Below are 17,468 nucleotides of genomic sequence, written 5' to 3'. Positions count from 1 at the left end.
GTGCCTGTCGCATCGGAGCCGGCCGCCTGCACAGCATGGCCCCGCAAGTAAACAATTAAAACTCTTTCCTCAGCCAGCTGCTGATGCGCTTGATCCAGTTGCTTACCGAGGTACGTTTTTCCACTTCAATCTCACCGCTCAAATGAGATTCTTTACCGTAATGCAATAACCCGACGGCGGTAGAATAGTACGGTGCCTGCGCATAATCCGTCAGACCGGTAATATTCAGCGGCTGTCCGATACGTACCTGCGTATGGAACACCCGTTGGGCGCAGGCCGCCAGGCCGTCAATTTGCGCCGCGCCGCCGGTTAACACGATACCGGCGGCCAGATGATGCTTGACACCTTGCTGGCGAAGCTGTTCCTGCAGTTGCAGGATTTCGTCGTTCACCAGGTTCAATAATTCCGTATAACGCGGTTCAATCACCTCCGCCAGGGTCTGCCGTTGCAGACTGCGCGGCGGCCGGCCGCCAACGCTCGGTACCTCGACGGTTTCGTCTTTACTGACCGCCGAGCCCAGGGCGCAGCCGTAACGCACCTTGATGGCCTCCGCGTCCGCCGGCGGCGTTCCGAAGGCATAAGCGATATCGCTGGTCACCACATTGCCGGCGTAGGGTATCACCTTGGTATGCCGCAGGGCGCCCGCGGTATAGACCGCGATATCCATGGTGCCGCCGCCGATATCCACCACGCAGACGCCAAGCTCGCGTTCGTCTTCGGTCAATACCGCGTAGCTCGACGCCAGGCCGGCGAAAATCAGCTGATCCACCTTCAGGCCGCAGCGTTCGACGGCTTTGACAATGTTCTTCGCCATATCATTATGGCAGGTTATCAGATGAACCTTGGCCTGCATGCGCACGCCGGATAATCCGACCGGGTTTTTGATGCCTTCCTGATAATCGATGGCATAATCCTGCGGGATAACATGCAAAATGCGGTGTTCGTCGCGCACCCGCACGGATTTGGCGGTATGCACCACGTTCTCCACATCTTCCTGCGTAACCTCTTCTTCTGAAATAGGAACCATCCCTATTTCGTTCTGGCAACTTATATGCTTACCGGACAATGCCAGGTAAACCGAGGAGATTTGGCAGTCCGCCATCAGTTCGGCCTGATCGATGGCGCGCTGTACGCATTTCACCACCGACTCGAGATCGTTTACGCCGCCTTTATCCATACCCCGGGAAGGACAACTGCCCACCCCGATAATATTGACCATGCCATCGGGCAGAACCTCCCCTACCAATGCGGCGACCTTTGCCGTACCGATCTCCAGTCCAACTACCAGTTTTCTGTCCGTCGACTTGATCATTATTATTTAGCCTGTGCCTGATTCTGTTGCGAAATACTGTTTTGCTGCTGATCGATAAACGCCGGCGCCCAGCCTACCGCTACTCCCGCGTCATAACGCAAATCCACGTAGCTGATACGTTTGTTATCGGCGCGGGCCTGCTGGAGAAGGACCGGATAAATCCCGATAAAGCGCTGCAAACGCCGGGCCTGGTCGTCCCGGCCCAGCTCAAGGCGGATATCATCCTTAAGCGTCAGTTGCCAGGAGTGCCGGGCGCTCATGCTGACCGTCTTTAACTGAAACTTGTTGGCGGTCATCACCTCGTTCATGGTCCGATAGCCGGTCAGCACGTCCTGCTCGCTGCCTTCCGGCCCGTACAGCATCGGCATGGCCTGGTTGCCGATGCGCTCGGCGGGAACGCTGAATGCCTTGCCGCTGGCGTCCAGCATGTGTAAATCGTTCCAGCGCGCCACCGGTACATATTCCACCAGGTGGATTTTCAGTTCATCGGGCCACTGCTTGCGCACGCTGGCCTGTTTGATCCACGGCAGCCGCTCAATCTGCTGCTGAATAACGTTGACGTCCTGGGTCATAAATGTGCCCGGCGCGCCCAGCGCCAGAATCGCCTGGCGGATATCATCGTTGGTGGTGTAATAACGCTGTCCGGTAACCACCAGCCGGGAAAGCGGCAGACGATGCGCGTCTTTCATCCAGCCAACCACCATCCAGCCGCCCCAGACGATGGTGCCGAGCACCATCATCAGGAAGATCAGCCCCGCCAATTGGCCGCCGTTGCTGCGCCCTGTGGCGGCGCTTTCGGCCTCGCGGCTGCGGATGTTTATCGCTGCCTGGGACATAGATCAGCCCGCCATGGTATCCGCGGGCCGCAACGGCGCGCGGTGATTGACGAAAACGCCGCCCGGCGGATGGTTGTTATCTGGCATGTCGTCCCCCGGTCATCGGTTTGGGCCGCAAATGGTTATCGGCCACTTTGCGCGCAATTTTGCCCACGGTCCCGGCGCCCTGCATCAGCACCAGATCATTATCCTGCAGCGCCAGCGCCAGCATTTCCGGCAGCGCCTCCATGTCCGGCACCATGATGGGGTCGATCTTGCCCCGCCCACGAATGGTCCGGCACAACGAGCGGCTGTCGGCGCCGGGGATCGGCGGCTCGCCGGCGGAATAGACATCCAGCATCAGCAGCACATCCACCCCGGACAGCACGTTGGCGAAATCTTCGTACAGATCGCGCGTGCGGGTATAGCGGTGCGGCTGGAACACCATGACCAGGCGTTTATCCGGCCATCCGGCGCGCGCCGCCTTGATGGTGGCGTCCACCTCGGTCGGATGGTGGCCGTAGTCGTCCACCAGCATCACCTCGCCGCGCTTGCCGTTCACATTATCCAGGGGATAGTTGCCGAGGAAATCAAAACGACGTCCCGTGCCCTGGAATTGGAACAGCGCCTGCAAAATGCTGTCGTCCTCAATGCCTTCCTCGGTGGCCACCGCCACCGCCGCCGCCGCGTTAAGCGCGTTGTGGCGGCCCGGCGCGTTCAGGGTTACCGCCAGCACCGGCTTATCCTGCCGATGGAGGTTGAAGCTGCCCTGGGCCCCCTGCTGGCGATAACCGGTAATGCGCACGTCCGCGTCATCGCTGAAGCCGTAGGTGGTGATGTGACGGCCCACCTTGGGCAGCAGTTCGCGGATCACCGGATCGTCCATGCACATCACCGCGCGGCCATAAAACGGCAAATTGTGTAAAAAAGTGATAAACGTCTGTTTTAACAATTCGAAATCGCCCTGGTAGGTATCCATATGGTCGGCTTCGATATTGGTAATGATCGCCACCATCGGCTGCAGATGCAGGAACGAGGCGTCGCTTTCATCCGCTTCGGCAATCAGGTAGCGGCTGCATCCCAGCCGGGCGTGCACGCCCGCCGCCTTCACCAGCCCGCCGTTGACAAAGGTCGGGTCCAGCCCGGCCTGGGCATAGATGCTGGCCACCATGGCGGTGGTGGTGGTCTTGCCATGGGTGCCGGCGATGGCGATGCCATGGCGAAAACGCATCAGCTCCGCCAGCATTTCCGCGCGCTGGATAACCGGGATCCTGGCCTCTTTGGCCGCCACGATTTCCGGGTTGTCGGCGGCGATGGCGCTGGAGACGACAACGACGCTTGCCTGGCTGATGTTTTCCGGGCGATGGTTGAAAAAGATCGTCGCCCCCAGTTCAGTCAACTGCTGCGTCACCGCGTTGGGCGCCAGATCGGATCCGCTGATCTGGTAGCCTTCGTTCGCCAGCACTTCCGCGATGCCGCCCATACCCGCGCCGCCGATGCCGACAAAATGAATTTGCCGCACGCGCCGCATCTCGGGTACAAAAGTTCGCAGTTTCGCCAGTTGTTGTGTATTCACGTTTTAACCACTTAAGTATTATGATTTCTCAACAGACGGCGCCATGGCCCCGTCCGGTAAATGTCACATTGCCGGCGCGTAGCGGTTATCCGCTTGCGCCGCCGCCACCACTTCCCGCGCCACGCGCTCCGTTGCGTCCGGAATCGCCGCTTTGCGCGCGTTCTGCGCCATCGTCAGCAGCGTCAATCGATCCCATCCGGCCAGCGTCTCGCTCACGCTGTCCACCGAGAACTGCGGCTGTTCGATAATCCGGGCCGCCCCCGCCTGCTCCAGCGGGCGGGCATTCCAATACTGTTGCCGGTCTTTATGCAAAAACGGCACAAAAATCGCGGGCAATCCGGCGGCGGCGATTTCGCTCACCGTCAGGGCGCCTGAACGGCAGACCACCACATCGGCCCAACCGTAGGCCGCCGCCATGTCGTCGATAAATTCGGTGACTTTATGCTGCGTTTGTCCCACCGCGGCATACGCCTGGTTAACCTCATCCAGCGCCCCTTTGCCTACCTGATGCCACAAGGTGATGCGTCCGTCCAGGCGGGCGGCGACGCCCGGCATGGTCTGGTTCAGTACGCGCGCGCCCTGGCTGCCGCCAATCACCAGTACCCGCACCGGCCCCTGCCGGTCGCGCAGACGTTCCGCGGGCAGCGGCAGCGCCAGCACATCGGTGCGCACCGGGTTGCCCACCACCTCGGCGTTGGCAAAGGCGCCGGGAAACGCCTGCAATACTTTTTTTGCAATCTTCGACAGCCAGCGGTTGGTCAGACCGGCGATGCCGTTTTGCTCATGCAAGACAATCGGCACCCCGCACAGCCAGGCCGCCAGGCCGCCGGGACCGGACACGTAACCGCCCATGCCCAGCACCACGTCCGGCCGGTAGGCGCGCATAATGGCTTTCGCCTGCCGTACCGCGCGCCAGATGCGCACCGGCGCATACAGCTGCGCGCGTAATCCTTTGCCGCGCAATCCGCTGATGCGGATGAAATCAATCTCGATACCGTTTTTCGGCACCAGGTCGGCTTCCATGCGATCCGCGGTACCCAGCCAGCGCACCTGCCAGCCCTGCGCCATAAGGTAATGCGCCACCGCCAGTCCCGGGAATACATGGCCGCCGGTGCCGCCGGCCATTACCATTAAACGTTTGGTCTTGCCGGTCATCTGGAATCCTTTACAAATGCCTGCGCCTTGGTCAGGCGCGTCTCATAATCGATACGCAGCAACAATACAATGGCGGTGGACATAATCAGCAAACTTGAACCACCGTAACTGATAAGCGGCAACGTCAGCCCCTTGGTCGGCAGCATGCCCGCCGCCGCGCCCACGTTGACCAGCGCCTGGAAACTGAACCAGATGCCGATGGCGCAGGCCAGGAATCCGGAAAAACGCTGGTCGATCTCCAGCGCCTTGCGTCCGATGGACATGGCGCGAAAAGCGACGAAGAATACCATCAACAGCGCTAAAACCACACCGAAATAGCCAAGCTCTTCACCTAAAATCGCAAAGATGAAGTCAGTATGCGCTTCGGGCAAATACTCCAGTTTTTGCACCGAGTTCCCCAGGCCCTGCCCCCAAAATTCACCGCGGCCGAACGCCATCAGCGATTGGGTCAGCTGATAGCCGCTGCCGAACGGATCCTGCCAGGGATCCCAGAAAGAGGTTACCCGGCGCATACGGTAGGGTTCGGCGATAACCAGCAGCACCACGGCAAAAATACCCGAGCCGATAATCGACAAAAACTGCCACAGCTTCGCCCCGGCCAGAAACAACATCGCCAGCGTGGTGACGAACAGCACCACCACGGTGCCCAGATCCGGCTGCGCCAACAGCAGCACCGCCAGCACCACCATCACGCCCATCGGTTTGCAAAAGCCCCAGAAGTTGGTGCGCACTTCTTCCACCTTGCGCACCAGATAACTGGCCAGGTAGCAAAACAGCGACAGCTTGGATAACTCCGCCGGCTGGATGCGCAGCGGTCCAAGCGCAATCCAGCGCGAGGCGCCGTTGACCGAGCTGCCCACCACCAGCACCACCATCAGCATCACCATGGTGATCAGCAACATGCCCGAGCTGTAGCGCTGCCAGACTTCCATCGGTATGCGCAGCGTCACCAGCGACAGGCAGAACGCCAGCCCCAGGTAAAAGGCGTCGCGCTTGGCAAAGTAGAACGGGTCATCGGACAGCCGCTGGCCGATGGGCATCGAGGCCGAGGTCACCATGACAAAACCCAGGCAGGCCAGGCCGAGCGTCAGCCAGAGCAGCGTGCGATCGTAGAGCACATTGGTGGGCGCCTCGACGTCGCGCACGCCCATGATCCAATCCTTCACTCCGCCAAAACGGCTGGTCCCCGGCATATGCATCAGCCTAACTCCTTTGCCAGCCGCACGAATTCATCGCCGCGGTGTTCAAAACTGCGGAACTGATCGAGACTGGCGCACGCGGGCGACAACAAAACCATATCCCCTGCCCCGCACCGGCCGGCAATCAATCTCATCGCCTGTTCCATGGTCTCGGTGAGGCTCGCGGCTTCCGGGCGCAGGCCGGCCAGCTGCGCGCCGTCGCGGCCGAAGCAGTAAAGCCTGATGCGCTCGCCCCGCAGCAGCGGCAGCAGCGGGGTGAAATCCGCCCCTTTGCCGTCGCCGCCCAGCAGCAGATGCAGGGTGCCCTCGACCGCCAGACCGTTCAGCGCCGCTTCGGTGCTGCCGACATTGGTGGCCTTGGAGTCGTTGATCCAGCGCACGCCGCGATGCTCGTAGGCCAGTTGGAAACGATGGGCCAGGCCGCTAAAGGTCTCCAGCGCCTGAAGGCTGGCCGTGCGCGGAATGGACACCGCGTCGGCCAGGGCCAGCGCCGCCAGGGCGTTGGTGTGATTGTGGCGTCCGGTCAGCTTCATCGCGGCGGTATTAAGCACATCCTCGCCCCGGACGCTCAGCCATTGGCCGTCGGGGCGGGACACGAGCCGGTAATCCCCGGCGCCGACGCCAAAACCGACGCAGCGCGGATCGTTGCCGCGCACCGGCATGGTCAGGGCATCGTCGGCGTTGACCACACAGACCCGGGCCTGTTCATAAATCTTTAATTTAGCCGCGCGGTACTGCTGCATCCCCAGCGGATACCGATTCATATGATCCTCGGTGACGTTGAGAATGGTGGCGGCGGCGGCGTGCAGGCTGGCGGTGGTTTCCAGTTGAAAGCTCGACAGCTCCAGCACATACAGCTGGTAAGGCTCATTTAGCAGCATCAGCGCCGGCCAGCCGATATTGCCGCCCACGCCCACCTGCCAGCCGGCGTTCCTGGCCATTTCGCCCACCAGCATGGTGACGGTGCTTTTGCCGTTGGATCCGGTGATCGCCACGATCGGCGCCCTGGCTTCGCGGCAAAACAATTCAATATCGCCGACGATTTCAACGCCCGCGGCGCTGGCGGCGGCCAGGGCGGGATGCGTCAGGGCAATGCCGGGGCTGGCCACGATCAGATCCGCGTCCAGCAGCCAGTCTTCGTTCAGGCCGCCCAGGTGCCGCTCCACATTGTCCGCGAGCTTATCCAGTCCCGGCGGCGTAAAACGGGTGTCCATCACCCGGGGCGTGACGCTTCGGCTGATAAAAAAATCCACGCAGGAGAGGCCGGTCAGCCCCAACCCGATAATGACAACTTTTTTACCACGGTAGTCGGTTATCATAATTACCGCACCTTCAGCGTCGCCAGTCCAATCAGGACCAGCATCAGCGAGATTATCCAGAAGCGCACGATAACGCGCGGCTCCGGCCAGCCTTTCAGTTCATAATGATGATGTATCGGCGCCATGCGGAAAATCCGCTGGCCGCGCAGTTTGAACGAACCCACCTGCAGGATCACCGACATGGTCTCCATGACAAACACCCCGCCCATGATCACCAGTAGGAACTCCTGGCGCAACAGTACCGCAATGGTGCCGAGCGCCCCGCCGAGCGCCAGTGAGCCGACATCGCCCATAAAGACCTGGGCCGGATAGGTGTTGAACCATAAAAACCCCAGGCCGGCGCCGACGATGGCGGTGCAGACTATCACCAGTTCCCCCGCGTAGCGGATATAGGGAATATGAAGATAGTTGGCGAAATTCATATTCCCGGTGGCCCAGGCCACCAGGGCCAGCCCGGCGGCGACGAACACCGTCGGCATAATCGCCAGGCCGTCCAGCCCGTCGGTCAGGTTTACCGCGTTGCTGGTGCCGACGATAACGAAATAGGCCAGCAGGACATACAGCAGCCCGAGCTGGGGCATGATGTCCTTGAAAAACGGCACTACCAGTTGGGTGGCCGGCGTCCCTTTGCCCACCGTGTACATGGTGAACGCCACCGCCAGCGCGATGATCGACTGCCAGAAATACTTCCAGCGGGCAATCAGTCCCTTGGTATCCTTGCGCACCACCTTGCGATAGTCGTCGATAAAACCCACCACCCCGTAGCCGAGCAGCACAAACAGCACGCACCACACATACGGATTGGACGGGTAAGCCCACATCAGCACCGAAATGGTGATGGAGGTCAAAATCATCAGCCCGCCCATGGTCGGGGTGCCGCGCTTGCTGAAATGCGACTCCGGACCGTCGCTGCGCACCACCTGGCCGATTTGCAGTTTTTGCAGCCAGGCGATCAGATGCGGTCCCATCCACAATGAAATAAACAACGCGGTCAGCAGGCTGACGATGGCGCGGAACGTCAAATACGAAAAGACGTTGAAGCCCGAATAAAATTGGACCAAATGCTCGGCCAGCCAAACTAACATGTCGATTTCTCCTGTAACGCGCGCACTACCTGCTCCATTGCGGAACTACGTGAACCTTTGATTAATAGGGTAATTACCGCATGTTCAGACAGTAACTGCGCCAGACGCGAAGTCAGCGACGCTTTATCCTGGAAATGTTCGCCGCGGCCGCTGGCCCGGCTTATCGCCTGGCTCAACCTGCCGACGCTTAACACTTTATCGATCCCCGCCATGCGTATGGCGTCGCCCACCTGGCGATGGCACTCCTCCTCCCCGTCGCCCAGCTCGGCCATATCGCCCACCACCATCACCCGGTAACCGGGCATGTCGGCCAACACCTGCGCCGCGGCGGTCATCGAACCGACGTTGGCGTTGTAGCTGTCGTCAAGCAGTAAGCGCCCCTGGCCCAGCGAAATGGGAAACAGCCTTCCCGGCACGGCCTTAAGCTGCGCCAGGCCGAGGGCGACCGCCTCGAGCGTGGCGCCGACCGACAGCGCCAGCGCGCTCGCCGCCAGGGCGTTCGCCACGTTATGGCGCCCCGGCAGCGGCAGCTTCACCCGGCAAACGCCCGCCGGACTATGCAGGGTAAAATCCACCCCGCCCTGGGTGGCGACGATGTCGCCGGCGTAAAAGTCCACCGCGTCGCCCGCCTGCGGCGAGAAGCGCCATACCTGCTTATGCTGCAGCAGCGCCTGCCAGTGCGGCCAGTCGTGGCTATCGGCGTTGATAATGGCCCGACCATGGGGCGGCAGGCTGCCGAAAATTTCGCCTTTGGCCTGCGCCACGCCGCTCAGGGAACCGAAACCGGCCAGATGGGCGGCGGACAGGTTATTCACCAGCGCCGTTTCCGGCCGGACCAAATCGGTGGTATAGGCGATTTCGCCGATATGGTTGGCGCCAAGCTCGATAACCGCGAAATCATCCTCGGGCGTCAGGCGCAGCAGCGTCAGCGGCACGCCGATATCATTGTTGAAGTTGCCGTCGGTATATAACACCCGTCCGCACTGCCGCAGGATGGCGGCGGTCATTTCCTTGACCGAGGTCTTGCCGGACGAACCGGTCAGGGCCACGACCCGCGCCGGTACCTGGCCGCGCACCCAGGCGCCGAGCAACCCCAGCGCCCGGCGGGTATCGGCCACCAGCAATTGCGGCACGTCCACCGGTAAGCGCTTACTTACCAGCAGGGCTATTGCCCCGCCAGCAATGGCCTGCGGCGCAAAATCATGGGCATCAAAGGTCTCGCCCTTCAGCGCCACGAATAAACCGGACGGCGCGACGGCGCGCGAGTCGGTGGACACGGCGCTGATAACGCTGTCCATCGCGCTGTCCGCGCCGATATATTCCGCGTTCAGCACCGGGGCCAGCGTGGCGAGGGATACGCTAATCATGCGAGCGCCCCCAATAAACGCGCCACGGTGGTCCGATCGGAATAATCCAGGCGTTGCTTGCCGATCAGTTGGTAATCTTCATGGCCTTTACCCGCCACCAACACCACGTCCTGCTCGCCGGCCTGCATGACGGCGCTGGTTACCGCTTCGGCCCGTCCCGGAATCACCGTGGCGCCGCCGGCGTTCAGCAGGCCCGCCAGGATATCGTCGATAATGGCCATCGGCGCCTCGCCGCGCGGGTTATCATCGGTGATCACCACCCGGTCGGCGTACTGTTCGGCGATGCCGCCCATCAGCGGGCGCTTGCCTTTGTCACGATCGCCGCCGCAGCCGAACACGCACCACAGCTTGCCGTGGCAATGGCGCCTGGCCGCCACCAGCGCTTTTTCCAGCGCGTCGGGCGTATGGGCGTAATCCACGACCACCGTGGGCTTGCCGACGGCATGGAACACTTCCATACGGCCGTTTACCGATTGCAGCATGCCCGCCGTGCGGGCCAGGCCGTCCAGCGGATAGCCCAGCGCCAGCAGGGTGGCGAACGCCAGCATCAGGTTGCTGACGTTGAACTCGCCGATAAGGCGGCTGCGGATTTGCCCGCCGCCCCAGCTGGAATCGAACCGGATTTCCACGCCGGCGGCGTGATAGCGCACCCCGGTGGCCTGTAGCCAGCGGGCGGGCAGGGGTGACGGCAGGCGCCGGTCGACGGAGACCGCCACCGCGTCCGGCAGCACGGACAGCCAGCGCAGGCCAACGTCGTCGTCGGCGTTGATAATGCGCAGCGCCACATTGGCACTGGCGAACAACCGCCATTTGGCCGCTTCGTAATGGGCCATGTCGCCATGGTAATCAAGATGATCGCGGCTCAGGTTGGTAAACGCGGCCGCGGCGAAATGCACATCGGCCACCCGATGCTGCACCAGGCCGTGGGACGACACTTCCATGGCGGCGAATTCCGCGCCCTGCTGACGCAGTTGAAACAGCGTCTGCTGCACATCAATGGCCGAGCCGGTGGTATTTGCCACCGGGATCACCCGGCCGAATAACCCGTTGCCGACCGTGCCCATGACGGCGCTGGTTTCGCCCATCAGCTGCGCCCACTGCGCCAGCAGATGGGTGGTGGTGGTTTTACCGTTGGTGCCGGTAACGCCGACCAGTCGCAGCGCCTGGGAAGGCTGCCCATAAAAACGACCGGCCAGCGCCGATAAACGCCGGTTCAGCCCGGCAAGATAGACAACCGGGACGCCATGCTGCTCGCGCAGCTCGCCATCCGCGGCCTCGCCGTCGGCTTCCGCCACCACGGCGGCAACACCTTGCGCAATAGCCTGGGAAATAAAGCTGCGCCCGTCCGCCTGGTGGCCGGCAACGGCCACAAACAGATCTCCGGCCGCCGCCGCGCGGCTGTCCAGCGTCATTTCCCTGAGCGCGCGCTCCGGCGCCTGTGGCACCCACGGAGCGAGCAGTTCGCGCAAATTACGATCGATCACCTGATCCCTCTTTTTGATTAGTTACCATGTCATTTTTATCTCCGGTCTGAAGAGCATCCGGTTCCACGTTCATCGTACGCAACACGCCGCCCATAATGGCGCCGAACACCGGCGCGGACACGGCGCCGCCGTAATATTTGCCGGCCTGCGGGTCGTTGATGACCACCACCAGCGCGAAACGGGGCTGGCTGGCCGGCGCCACGCCCGCCGTATAGGCGATATATTTATTGATGTATTGCCCGTCGGGTCCGACCTTTTTGGCGGTACCGGTCTTGATGGCGATGCGATAGCCTTTGATGGCGGCCTTGGTGCCGCCGCCGCCGGGCAGCGCGACGCTTTCCATCATATGCACCACGGTACGCACCAGGGTTTCGGGAAACACCCGCTCACCCGCCACCGGCGGGTCGACCTTGGTTATCGACAGCGGGCGCAAAATGCCCATGCTGCCGACCGTTGCATAGACCCGCGCTAACTGTAACGGCGTTACCATTAGCCCGTAGCCGAAAGAGAAGGTGGCCCTCTCTATGTCAGACCACCGTTGTTTATGGGGAAATAAGCCACTGCTTTCTCCGACCAACCCCAAATTGGTCGCCTTACCCAGGCCAAAACGCGAGTAGGTATCCACCAGCGCCGAGGAGGGCATCGCCAACGCCAGCTTGGAAACGCCGACGTTACTCGATTTTTGCAAAACCCCGGTCAGGGTCAGCTCCGCATAACGGGCCACGTCTTTAATTTCATGGCCGTTGATATAATAAGGCACGGTATTGAGCACGCTGTTTTCCCTGATGACGCCGCGCTGCAGCGCGGTCATCACCACCATCGGCTTCACCGTGGAACCCGGCTCGAAGATATCGGTAATGGCGCGGTTGCGCATCACGTCCTTGGTCGTCCCGCTCAGGTTATTGGGGTTATAGGACGGGCTGTTGGCCATCGCCAGGACTTCACCGGTGTTGACGTCCACCAGCACCGCGGTGCCCGACTCGGCTTTGTTGAACGCCACCGCGTTGTTCAGCTCGCGATACACCACCGCCTGGAGCCGCTCGTCGATACTGAGCACCAGGTTATGCGCCGCCTGGCTGTCGACGGTGGAGATATCCTCGATCACCCGGCCGAAGCGGTCTTTACGCACCGTACGCTCGCCGGGCTGCCCGGTCAGCCAGCGGTCGAAGCTTTTTTCCACGCCCTCGATGCCTTGGCTGTCGATATTGGTAAAACCGATCAGATGGGCGGTCACCTGCCCCGCCGGATAATAACGGCGCGACTCCTGGCGCAGGAAGATGCCGGGCAGTTTAAGCTTGTGGATGTAATCGCCGATGGCGGGATTCACCTGGCGCGCCAGGTAGACGAAGCGCCCCTTGGGATTGGCGTTGATACGCGCGGACATTTGATCGAGTGGAATGGACAACGCATCGGACAACGCCTTCCAGCGGCTGTCGACGGTGATGCCGCCGTGTTCGTTGACTTCCTTCGGGTCGGCCCAGATGGCGTTGACCGGCACGCTGACCGCCAGCGGACGGCCGGCGCGATCGCTAATCATGCCGCGCGCGGTGGGCACTTCCTGCACGCGCAGGGAACGCATGTCGCCCTCGCGCACCAGCATGTCGGGATTGATAACCTGCAGATAACCAACGCGAAAAACCAGACCCAGCAACGCAAGTAAAATACAGCCGCATAACAACGCAAAGCGCCAGCTGACAAAGCTGGCCTGATCTACATAGCGTTTCAATTTTATCGCTCGCGCGGCTTTCATCTAATGTTTTATTATCCGGTTGCGTTAAGGTTGAACCACAATATTTTCCTGTGAAGGATCCACATGCTGCATCATCAGTTTTTCCGTGGCGAAGCGTTCGACACGGCTATGATCGCCCAGGGCGTTTTCCTCGAGTATCAGGTTGCGCCATTCGATATCCAGCGCATCCCGCTCCAGGACCAACTGCTCGCGCTGGGCGGTTAAGCGCCGCGTTTCATGGGTGGTCGTCACCACCAGAATCGCGGACACCAGTACGGCGACCAGCAAGATGAACGGAATTTTGCCTTTGCGCAGCAAATCGCCGCCGATAACCCCGACCAGACCGTGTCGTTCGTTGCCGATCATGACGGCAGTCTCTCGGCAAAACGTAAAACAGAACTGCGCGCGCGCGGGTTTTGCGCCACTTCCCGCGCCGACGGCTGCATTTTGCCCACCGGCCTGAGCTGCGCTGCGCCTCCCTGCTCGGCAATCTGCGCTTCGGTCAGCGGCATGCGCGCCGGCACCTGCGGCCCGCGGCTATGGTCGCGGATAAAACGTTTTACCAGCCGATCTTCCAGCGAGTGAAAGCTGATGACCGACAGTCGCCCGCCGGGCGCCAATACGCCAAGGGCGCTATCCAGCGCCCGTTCGAGTTCTTCCAGTTCGCTATTGATATAAATGCGAATCGCCTGGAAACTGCGGGTCGCCGGGTGCTTATGCTTTTCACGAAACGGGCTGGCGTTCACGATAAGTTCGGCCAGCTCATGGGTACGGGTCATGGGCGACTGCTGATTTTTTTCCACGATGGCCTGGGCGATGCGTTTGGCAAACCGCTCTTCGCCGAAGGTCTTCAATACCCAGGCGATATCGTCGGCGCCGGCCTTGACCAGCCACTCGGAGGCGGACAGTCCGCGGGTGGTGTCCATACGCATATCCAGCGGGCCGTCGCGCATAAAGGAAAAGCCGCGCAGCGGATCGTCAAGCTGCGGCGACGACACGCCCAAATCCAGCAGGATGCCGTCGATACGCCCGGTCAGCCCGCGTTCGGCCATATAGTCGGCGATGGCGGAAAACGGGCCGTGGATAATGCTGAACCGGCGGTCGTCTATGGCGCGCGCGGCTTCAATGGCCTGCGGATCGCGATCAATAGCCAGCAGTTGTCCGTCCGCCCCCAACTGGGACAGGATCAGACGGGAATGACCACCGCGACCGAAGGTGCCGTCAATGTAAATGCCATTGGCGCGCAGGTTCAGGCCGTTAACCGCTTCATCCAGCAAGACGGTGGTATGTTGATAAGTTTCTGCCATAGCTATAGTGACAAGTCTTGTAGTCGCACAGAGAGGGGCTCCTGCGCCGACAGTTCAGCGTCTATATCGTCCTTGACTTGTTGATACCAGGTCTGTTCATCCCACAATTCAAATTTATTGAATTGCCCGACCAGCATCACTTCTTTGGTAAGTCCGGCGTGAAGCCGTAATGTTTGCGCGATAAGCAGCCGGCCGGCGCCATCCATCTGGCACTCGCTGGCATGTCCCAGCAACAGCCGCTGCACGCGCCGCTCGGCGGGGTTCATGCTCGACAGGCGGGAAAGCTTTTGTTCAATCACTTCCCATTCAGGCAGCGGATAAAGCAACAGGCATGGTTGGTGCAGGTCAATGGTGCAAACCATTAATCCTTCCGTCTCCTCGATCAGCTTTTCCCTATAGCGGGTTGGCACGGCTAGCCTGCCTTTACTGTCGAGATTAACCAACGTTGCCCCACGGAACATATGTCGATTTACCCCCGAAAAACCCTTTTCACCACGAAACCCCACTTATTCCCACGCAAAAGAGTGTACGAATGGTATTAAAACATTGTCAAGCTACTAACGAGCAAGAATGGGATTATTTATGCATCAATTAAGAAACTCTGACGGGAATTAGTTGCAGAGGGGCAAAAAAGTACACTAATAACATCATGATATTCATAAATGCGGTGTTTTGATTAAAAATTAGCAATTTTTTGATATAAACCCAAACCAGGCCGCCAAAGGGGGCCGGCGGTCGCCACGGCAGATTATACGCCCTCCGCCGCGCCGCGCTCAATGGCCATATCAGCCCGATCGACGGTGGATTTGTTTTAGCGCAGTTTTTTTATAATCGTCGCCGCGGCGGGCGCCGGAAAGGCGCGGGGAAATATAACGATAAAGCGGCATTAATAATGTTGTCTTTACTTTTATTTACCAATAAAACTGGCGATTTTATCCGCAATTTTATTTATGAATGTCCAGCTCAATTAGCCAATCCAGAATATTCTTAACGCAAATTTTTAGTGTAGAAATGGGTGCTTTGCCACTTATATCCGCGAACAACCGCCGCCAAACCCAAACCGCTCACCAACCAGCGCTACATAACTTCTTGAAAATAAATCATTTAAGTTTTCAAGCCGTATGAAATAGCCTAACGTGAAGATCAACGCCGAAAACATAGCACAAGGAGCTGCTGATATGAATAAAATAAAAACTATTAGCTAGTTAACTACTAGCATCCAGTGATGTACTCTATGCATCATAGAATACACACCACAATACACTATCTCCGATGCGTTATCGCATCACTCCGGCGACTTTTTTTCCTTTGGAGTTACCCGTTATGTTTTCGCGCTCGTCTCGTCTGCGCATGGCCGCGGCTGACACATTTGCTTTGGTGGTGTATTGCTTTATCGCAGGGATGATAATCGAGGTCCTGCTGTCCGGCATGACGCTGGAACAATCCTTATATTCACGATTGATTTCCGTTCCGGTCAACATTGTTATCGCCTGGCCGTTCGGCCAGTATCGCGACGCGGTGCTCAGACTGGCGCGCAGGCATGGCCCGAATCGATTTTGGGTACGTAACCTTGCCGATTTGCTGGCGTACGTGAGTTTTCAGTCGCCGGTGTATGTCCTGATTCTGCTGGCGGTCGGCGCGGATTACGAACAGATTTTGACCGCGGTCACCACTAATGCGGTGGGGTCGATGATCCTGGGCGTGGCTTACGGCTATTTTCTTGAGTATTGCCGCCGGTTATTCAATGTCACAGGTTACGTCAATTAACTTTCCTGCTTAAACCAAGCCCGCCGGCGGCGGGCTTACATAGGTTGCGTTAATGGATGCATACAGCGCTCAGGCGCGGCTGAGCGAACCGCGGCGAAACAGGCTGCGTCTGATACGGGTCAGCCCCGGTTTCGGCCTGTGTGGCTCGTCCAGGCTCGCCAGCACCAGTTCCAGCACCTGCTCCGCCACTTCGCGATGACGCTGCGCCACCGCCAGCACCGGACACTCCAGGAAATCCAACAGCTCATTATCACCGAAGGTGGCGATCGCCAGATCGGGCGGCAGCCGGCCGCTACGCTTCAACGTCACATCCATTACCCCCTGCAGCAGGGAAAACGAGGTGGTGAAAATCGCCTGCGGCATATCATGCGTCTCTAGGTACTGGCTGAACAACGCCGCCGAGGATGAGCGCTCATAGCTATTGGCATACAGAAAATCAGGCTGCCTGGCGTCCCCTTCCCACCCCCGCCTGAAGCCCTGCTCGCGCAGGAAGCTTACCGACAGTTCTGGCAATGCGCCCAAATATAAAATCGACGCGCCGTGAAAACTGCGCAGTTCCCGCGACAACATTTCCGCATCGTCCCGGTCGGCCCCCACTACGCTTATGAAATGTTCGGGATCGAGCGCGCGATCGAGCGCGATAATGGGGAAAGGGTCCTTGGCCCAGCGCTGGTAAAACGGATGCTCCGGCGGCAGGGCCGTGGAAACGATAATGGCGTCCACCTGCCGTTGCAAAAGATGTTCAACGCAGCGCATTTCATTATCCGGCTGATCCTCGGAACAGGCGATCAGCAACTGATAGCCACGCTGGCGCGCCTGGCGCTCGAGATAGTTGGCGATGCGGGTATAGCTGGTATTTTCCAGATCGGGGATCACCAGGCCAATGGATCGAGTCCTCCCCGCCCTAAGACCGGCGGCCACCGCGTTGGGATGGTAGTTATGCTCGCGCACCACCGCCATCACCTTTTCAACGGTTTTATCGCTCACGCGGTACTGTTTCGCTTTACCGTTAATCACATAACTGGCGGTTGTGCGCGAAACGCCTGCCAGGCGCGCGATTTCATCCAGTTTCACAGAGACTCCTTTTCGCTGAAAATGTAACAATAGCCCACTATACCCATAGTCTCATCGGGGTATCTCTTTATGCTAGAACTATTATCGGCATAAAACGCCAGGAAGGGAATAAGCATGGGGTTAAGGAGGGGATACGGCTTAACACCGTGCTTAAATCGGGCGGGTTAAAGGGAAAGCGTGCCGATGGGGCCGAAGCGGTCGGCCGTGGAGAGGGGGAGTTGCGGCTTGCGGCCGGGTTAATATCGCGTCGGCGAATGTTTCGCTTGCGCAGGGCTTATA

General features: G+C 59.7%; 15 protein-coding genes. 1 reads left to right on the top strand and 14 read right to left on the bottom strand.

Annotation, left to right across the window (positions count from 1 at the left end):
• Positions 1 to 55 precede the first annotated feature (55 nt).
• The 13 genes from ftsA to mraZ form a co-directional block, all read right to left on the bottom strand.
• Complete coding sequence (gene ftsA / locus VGC33_RS04910) at positions 56 to 1,312, bottom strand: cell division protein FtsA (protein WP_331119633.1); 1,257 nt, start codon at positions 1,310 to 1,312, stop codon at positions 56 to 58.
• A 2-nt stretch (positions 1,313 to 1,314) separates the two neighbouring features.
• The gene (gene ftsQ, locus VGC33_RS04905; RefSeq protein WP_331119632.1) at positions 1,315 to 2,148 is read right to left on the bottom strand and encodes a cell division protein FtsQ; all 834 of its coding nucleotides are present in this window, start codon (positions 2,146 to 2,148) and stop codon (positions 1,315 to 1,317) included.
• Positions 2,149 to 2,224: 76 nt separating this feature from the next.
• Positions 2,225 to 3,703 carry a UDP-N-acetylmuramate--L-alanine ligase gene (murC, locus tag VGC33_RS04900; protein ID WP_331119631.1) on the bottom strand — a complete coding sequence of 493 codons (1,479 nt, stop codon included), beginning with the start codon at positions 3,701 to 3,703 and terminating at the stop codon, positions 2,225 to 2,227.
• Positions 3,704 to 3,766: 63 nt separating this feature from the next.
• Positions 3,767 to 4,858, bottom strand: coding sequence for an undecaprenyldiphospho-muramoylpentapeptide beta-N-acetylglucosaminyltransferase (murG, locus tag VGC33_RS04895; RefSeq protein ID WP_331119630.1), 1,092 nt, complete (start codon positions 4,856 to 4,858; stop codon positions 3,767 to 3,769).
• Complete coding sequence (ftsW, locus tag VGC33_RS04890) at positions 4,855 to 6,057, bottom strand: cell division protein FtsW (protein WP_331119629.1); 1,203 nt, start codon at positions 6,055 to 6,057, stop codon at positions 4,855 to 4,857. Before ftsW ends, murG begins: the two co-directional genes overlap by 4 nt.
• A complete protein-coding gene (gene murD / locus VGC33_RS04885; RefSeq protein ID WP_331119651.1) occupies positions 6,057 to 7,373 on the bottom strand; it encodes a UDP-N-acetylmuramoyl-L-alanine--D-glutamate ligase in 1,317 nt (438 codons plus the stop codon). The genes ftsW and murD overlap by 1 nt, the downstream gene beginning before the upstream one ends.
• Positions 7,374 to 7,378: 5 nt before the next feature.
• Positions 7,379 to 8,461 (bottom strand): phospho-N-acetylmuramoyl-pentapeptide-transferase, encoded by a 1,083-nt coding sequence (mraY, locus tag VGC33_RS04880; protein ID WP_331119628.1) that lies wholly within the window; start codon positions 8,459 to 8,461, stop codon positions 7,379 to 7,381.
• Positions 8,455 to 9,828, bottom strand: coding sequence for a UDP-N-acetylmuramoyl-tripeptide--D-alanyl-D-alanine ligase (murF, locus tag VGC33_RS04875; RefSeq protein WP_331119627.1), 1,374 nt, complete (start codon positions 9,826 to 9,828; stop codon positions 8,455 to 8,457). Before murF ends, mraY begins: the two co-directional genes overlap by 7 nt.
• Positions 9,825 to 11,312, bottom strand: a complete 1,488-nt coding sequence (gene murE, locus VGC33_RS04870; RefSeq protein WP_331119626.1) for a UDP-N-acetylmuramoyl-L-alanyl-D-glutamate--2,6-diaminopimelate ligase — start codon at positions 11,310 to 11,312, stop codon at positions 9,825 to 9,827. Before murE ends, murF begins: the two co-directional genes overlap by 4 nt.
• On the bottom strand, positions 11,299 to 13,062 hold the full coding sequence (gene ftsI / locus VGC33_RS04865) for a peptidoglycan DD-transpeptidase PBP3 (RefSeq protein ID WP_331119625.1): 1,764 nt from the start codon (positions 13,060 to 13,062) through the stop codon (positions 11,299 to 11,301). The genes murE and ftsI overlap by 14 nt, the downstream gene beginning before the upstream one ends.
• Positions 13,063 to 13,086: 24 nt before the next feature.
• The gene (gene ftsL, locus VGC33_RS04860) at positions 13,087 to 13,407 is read right to left on the bottom strand and encodes a cell division protein FtsL (RefSeq protein WP_331119624.1); all 321 of its coding nucleotides are present in this window, start codon (positions 13,405 to 13,407) and stop codon (positions 13,087 to 13,089) included.
• Entirely contained in the window at positions 13,404 to 14,348 is a 945-nt protein-coding gene (rsmH, locus tag VGC33_RS04855; RefSeq protein ID WP_331119623.1) for a 16S rRNA (cytosine(1402)-N(4))-methyltransferase RsmH, read from the bottom strand. Before rsmH ends, ftsL begins: the two co-directional genes overlap by 4 nt.
• Positions 14,349 to 14,350: 2 nt before the next feature.
• On the bottom strand, positions 14,351 to 14,809 hold the full coding sequence (mraZ, locus tag VGC33_RS04850; protein ID WP_331119622.1) for a division/cell wall cluster transcriptional repressor MraZ: 459 nt from the start codon (positions 14,807 to 14,809) through the stop codon (positions 14,351 to 14,353).
• Positions 14,810 to 15,671: 862 nt separating this feature from the next.
• Here mraZ and VGC33_RS04845 point away from each other — a divergent pair.
• Positions 15,672 to 16,115, top strand: a complete 444-nt coding sequence (locus VGC33_RS04845; RefSeq protein WP_331119621.1) for an L-alanine exporter AlaE — start codon at positions 15,672 to 15,674, stop codon at positions 16,113 to 16,115.
• A gap of 69 nt (positions 16,116 to 16,184) precedes the next feature.
• On the opposite strand, the gene cra is transcribed toward VGC33_RS04845, so the two are convergent.
• The gene (gene cra / locus VGC33_RS04840) at positions 16,185 to 17,189 is read right to left on the bottom strand and encodes a catabolite repressor/activator (protein WP_331119620.1); all 1,005 of its coding nucleotides are present in this window, start codon (positions 17,187 to 17,189) and stop codon (positions 16,185 to 16,187) included.
• Positions 17,190 to 17,468 lie beyond the last annotated feature (279 nt).

The organism is Acerihabitans sp., from assembly GCF_036398755.1.
In the GTDB taxonomy this organism is placed as follows: domain Bacteria; phylum Pseudomonadota; class Gammaproteobacteria; order Enterobacterales; family Enterobacteriaceae; genus Acerihabitans.
This window is presented reverse-complemented; position numbering and strand designations above follow the sequence as displayed.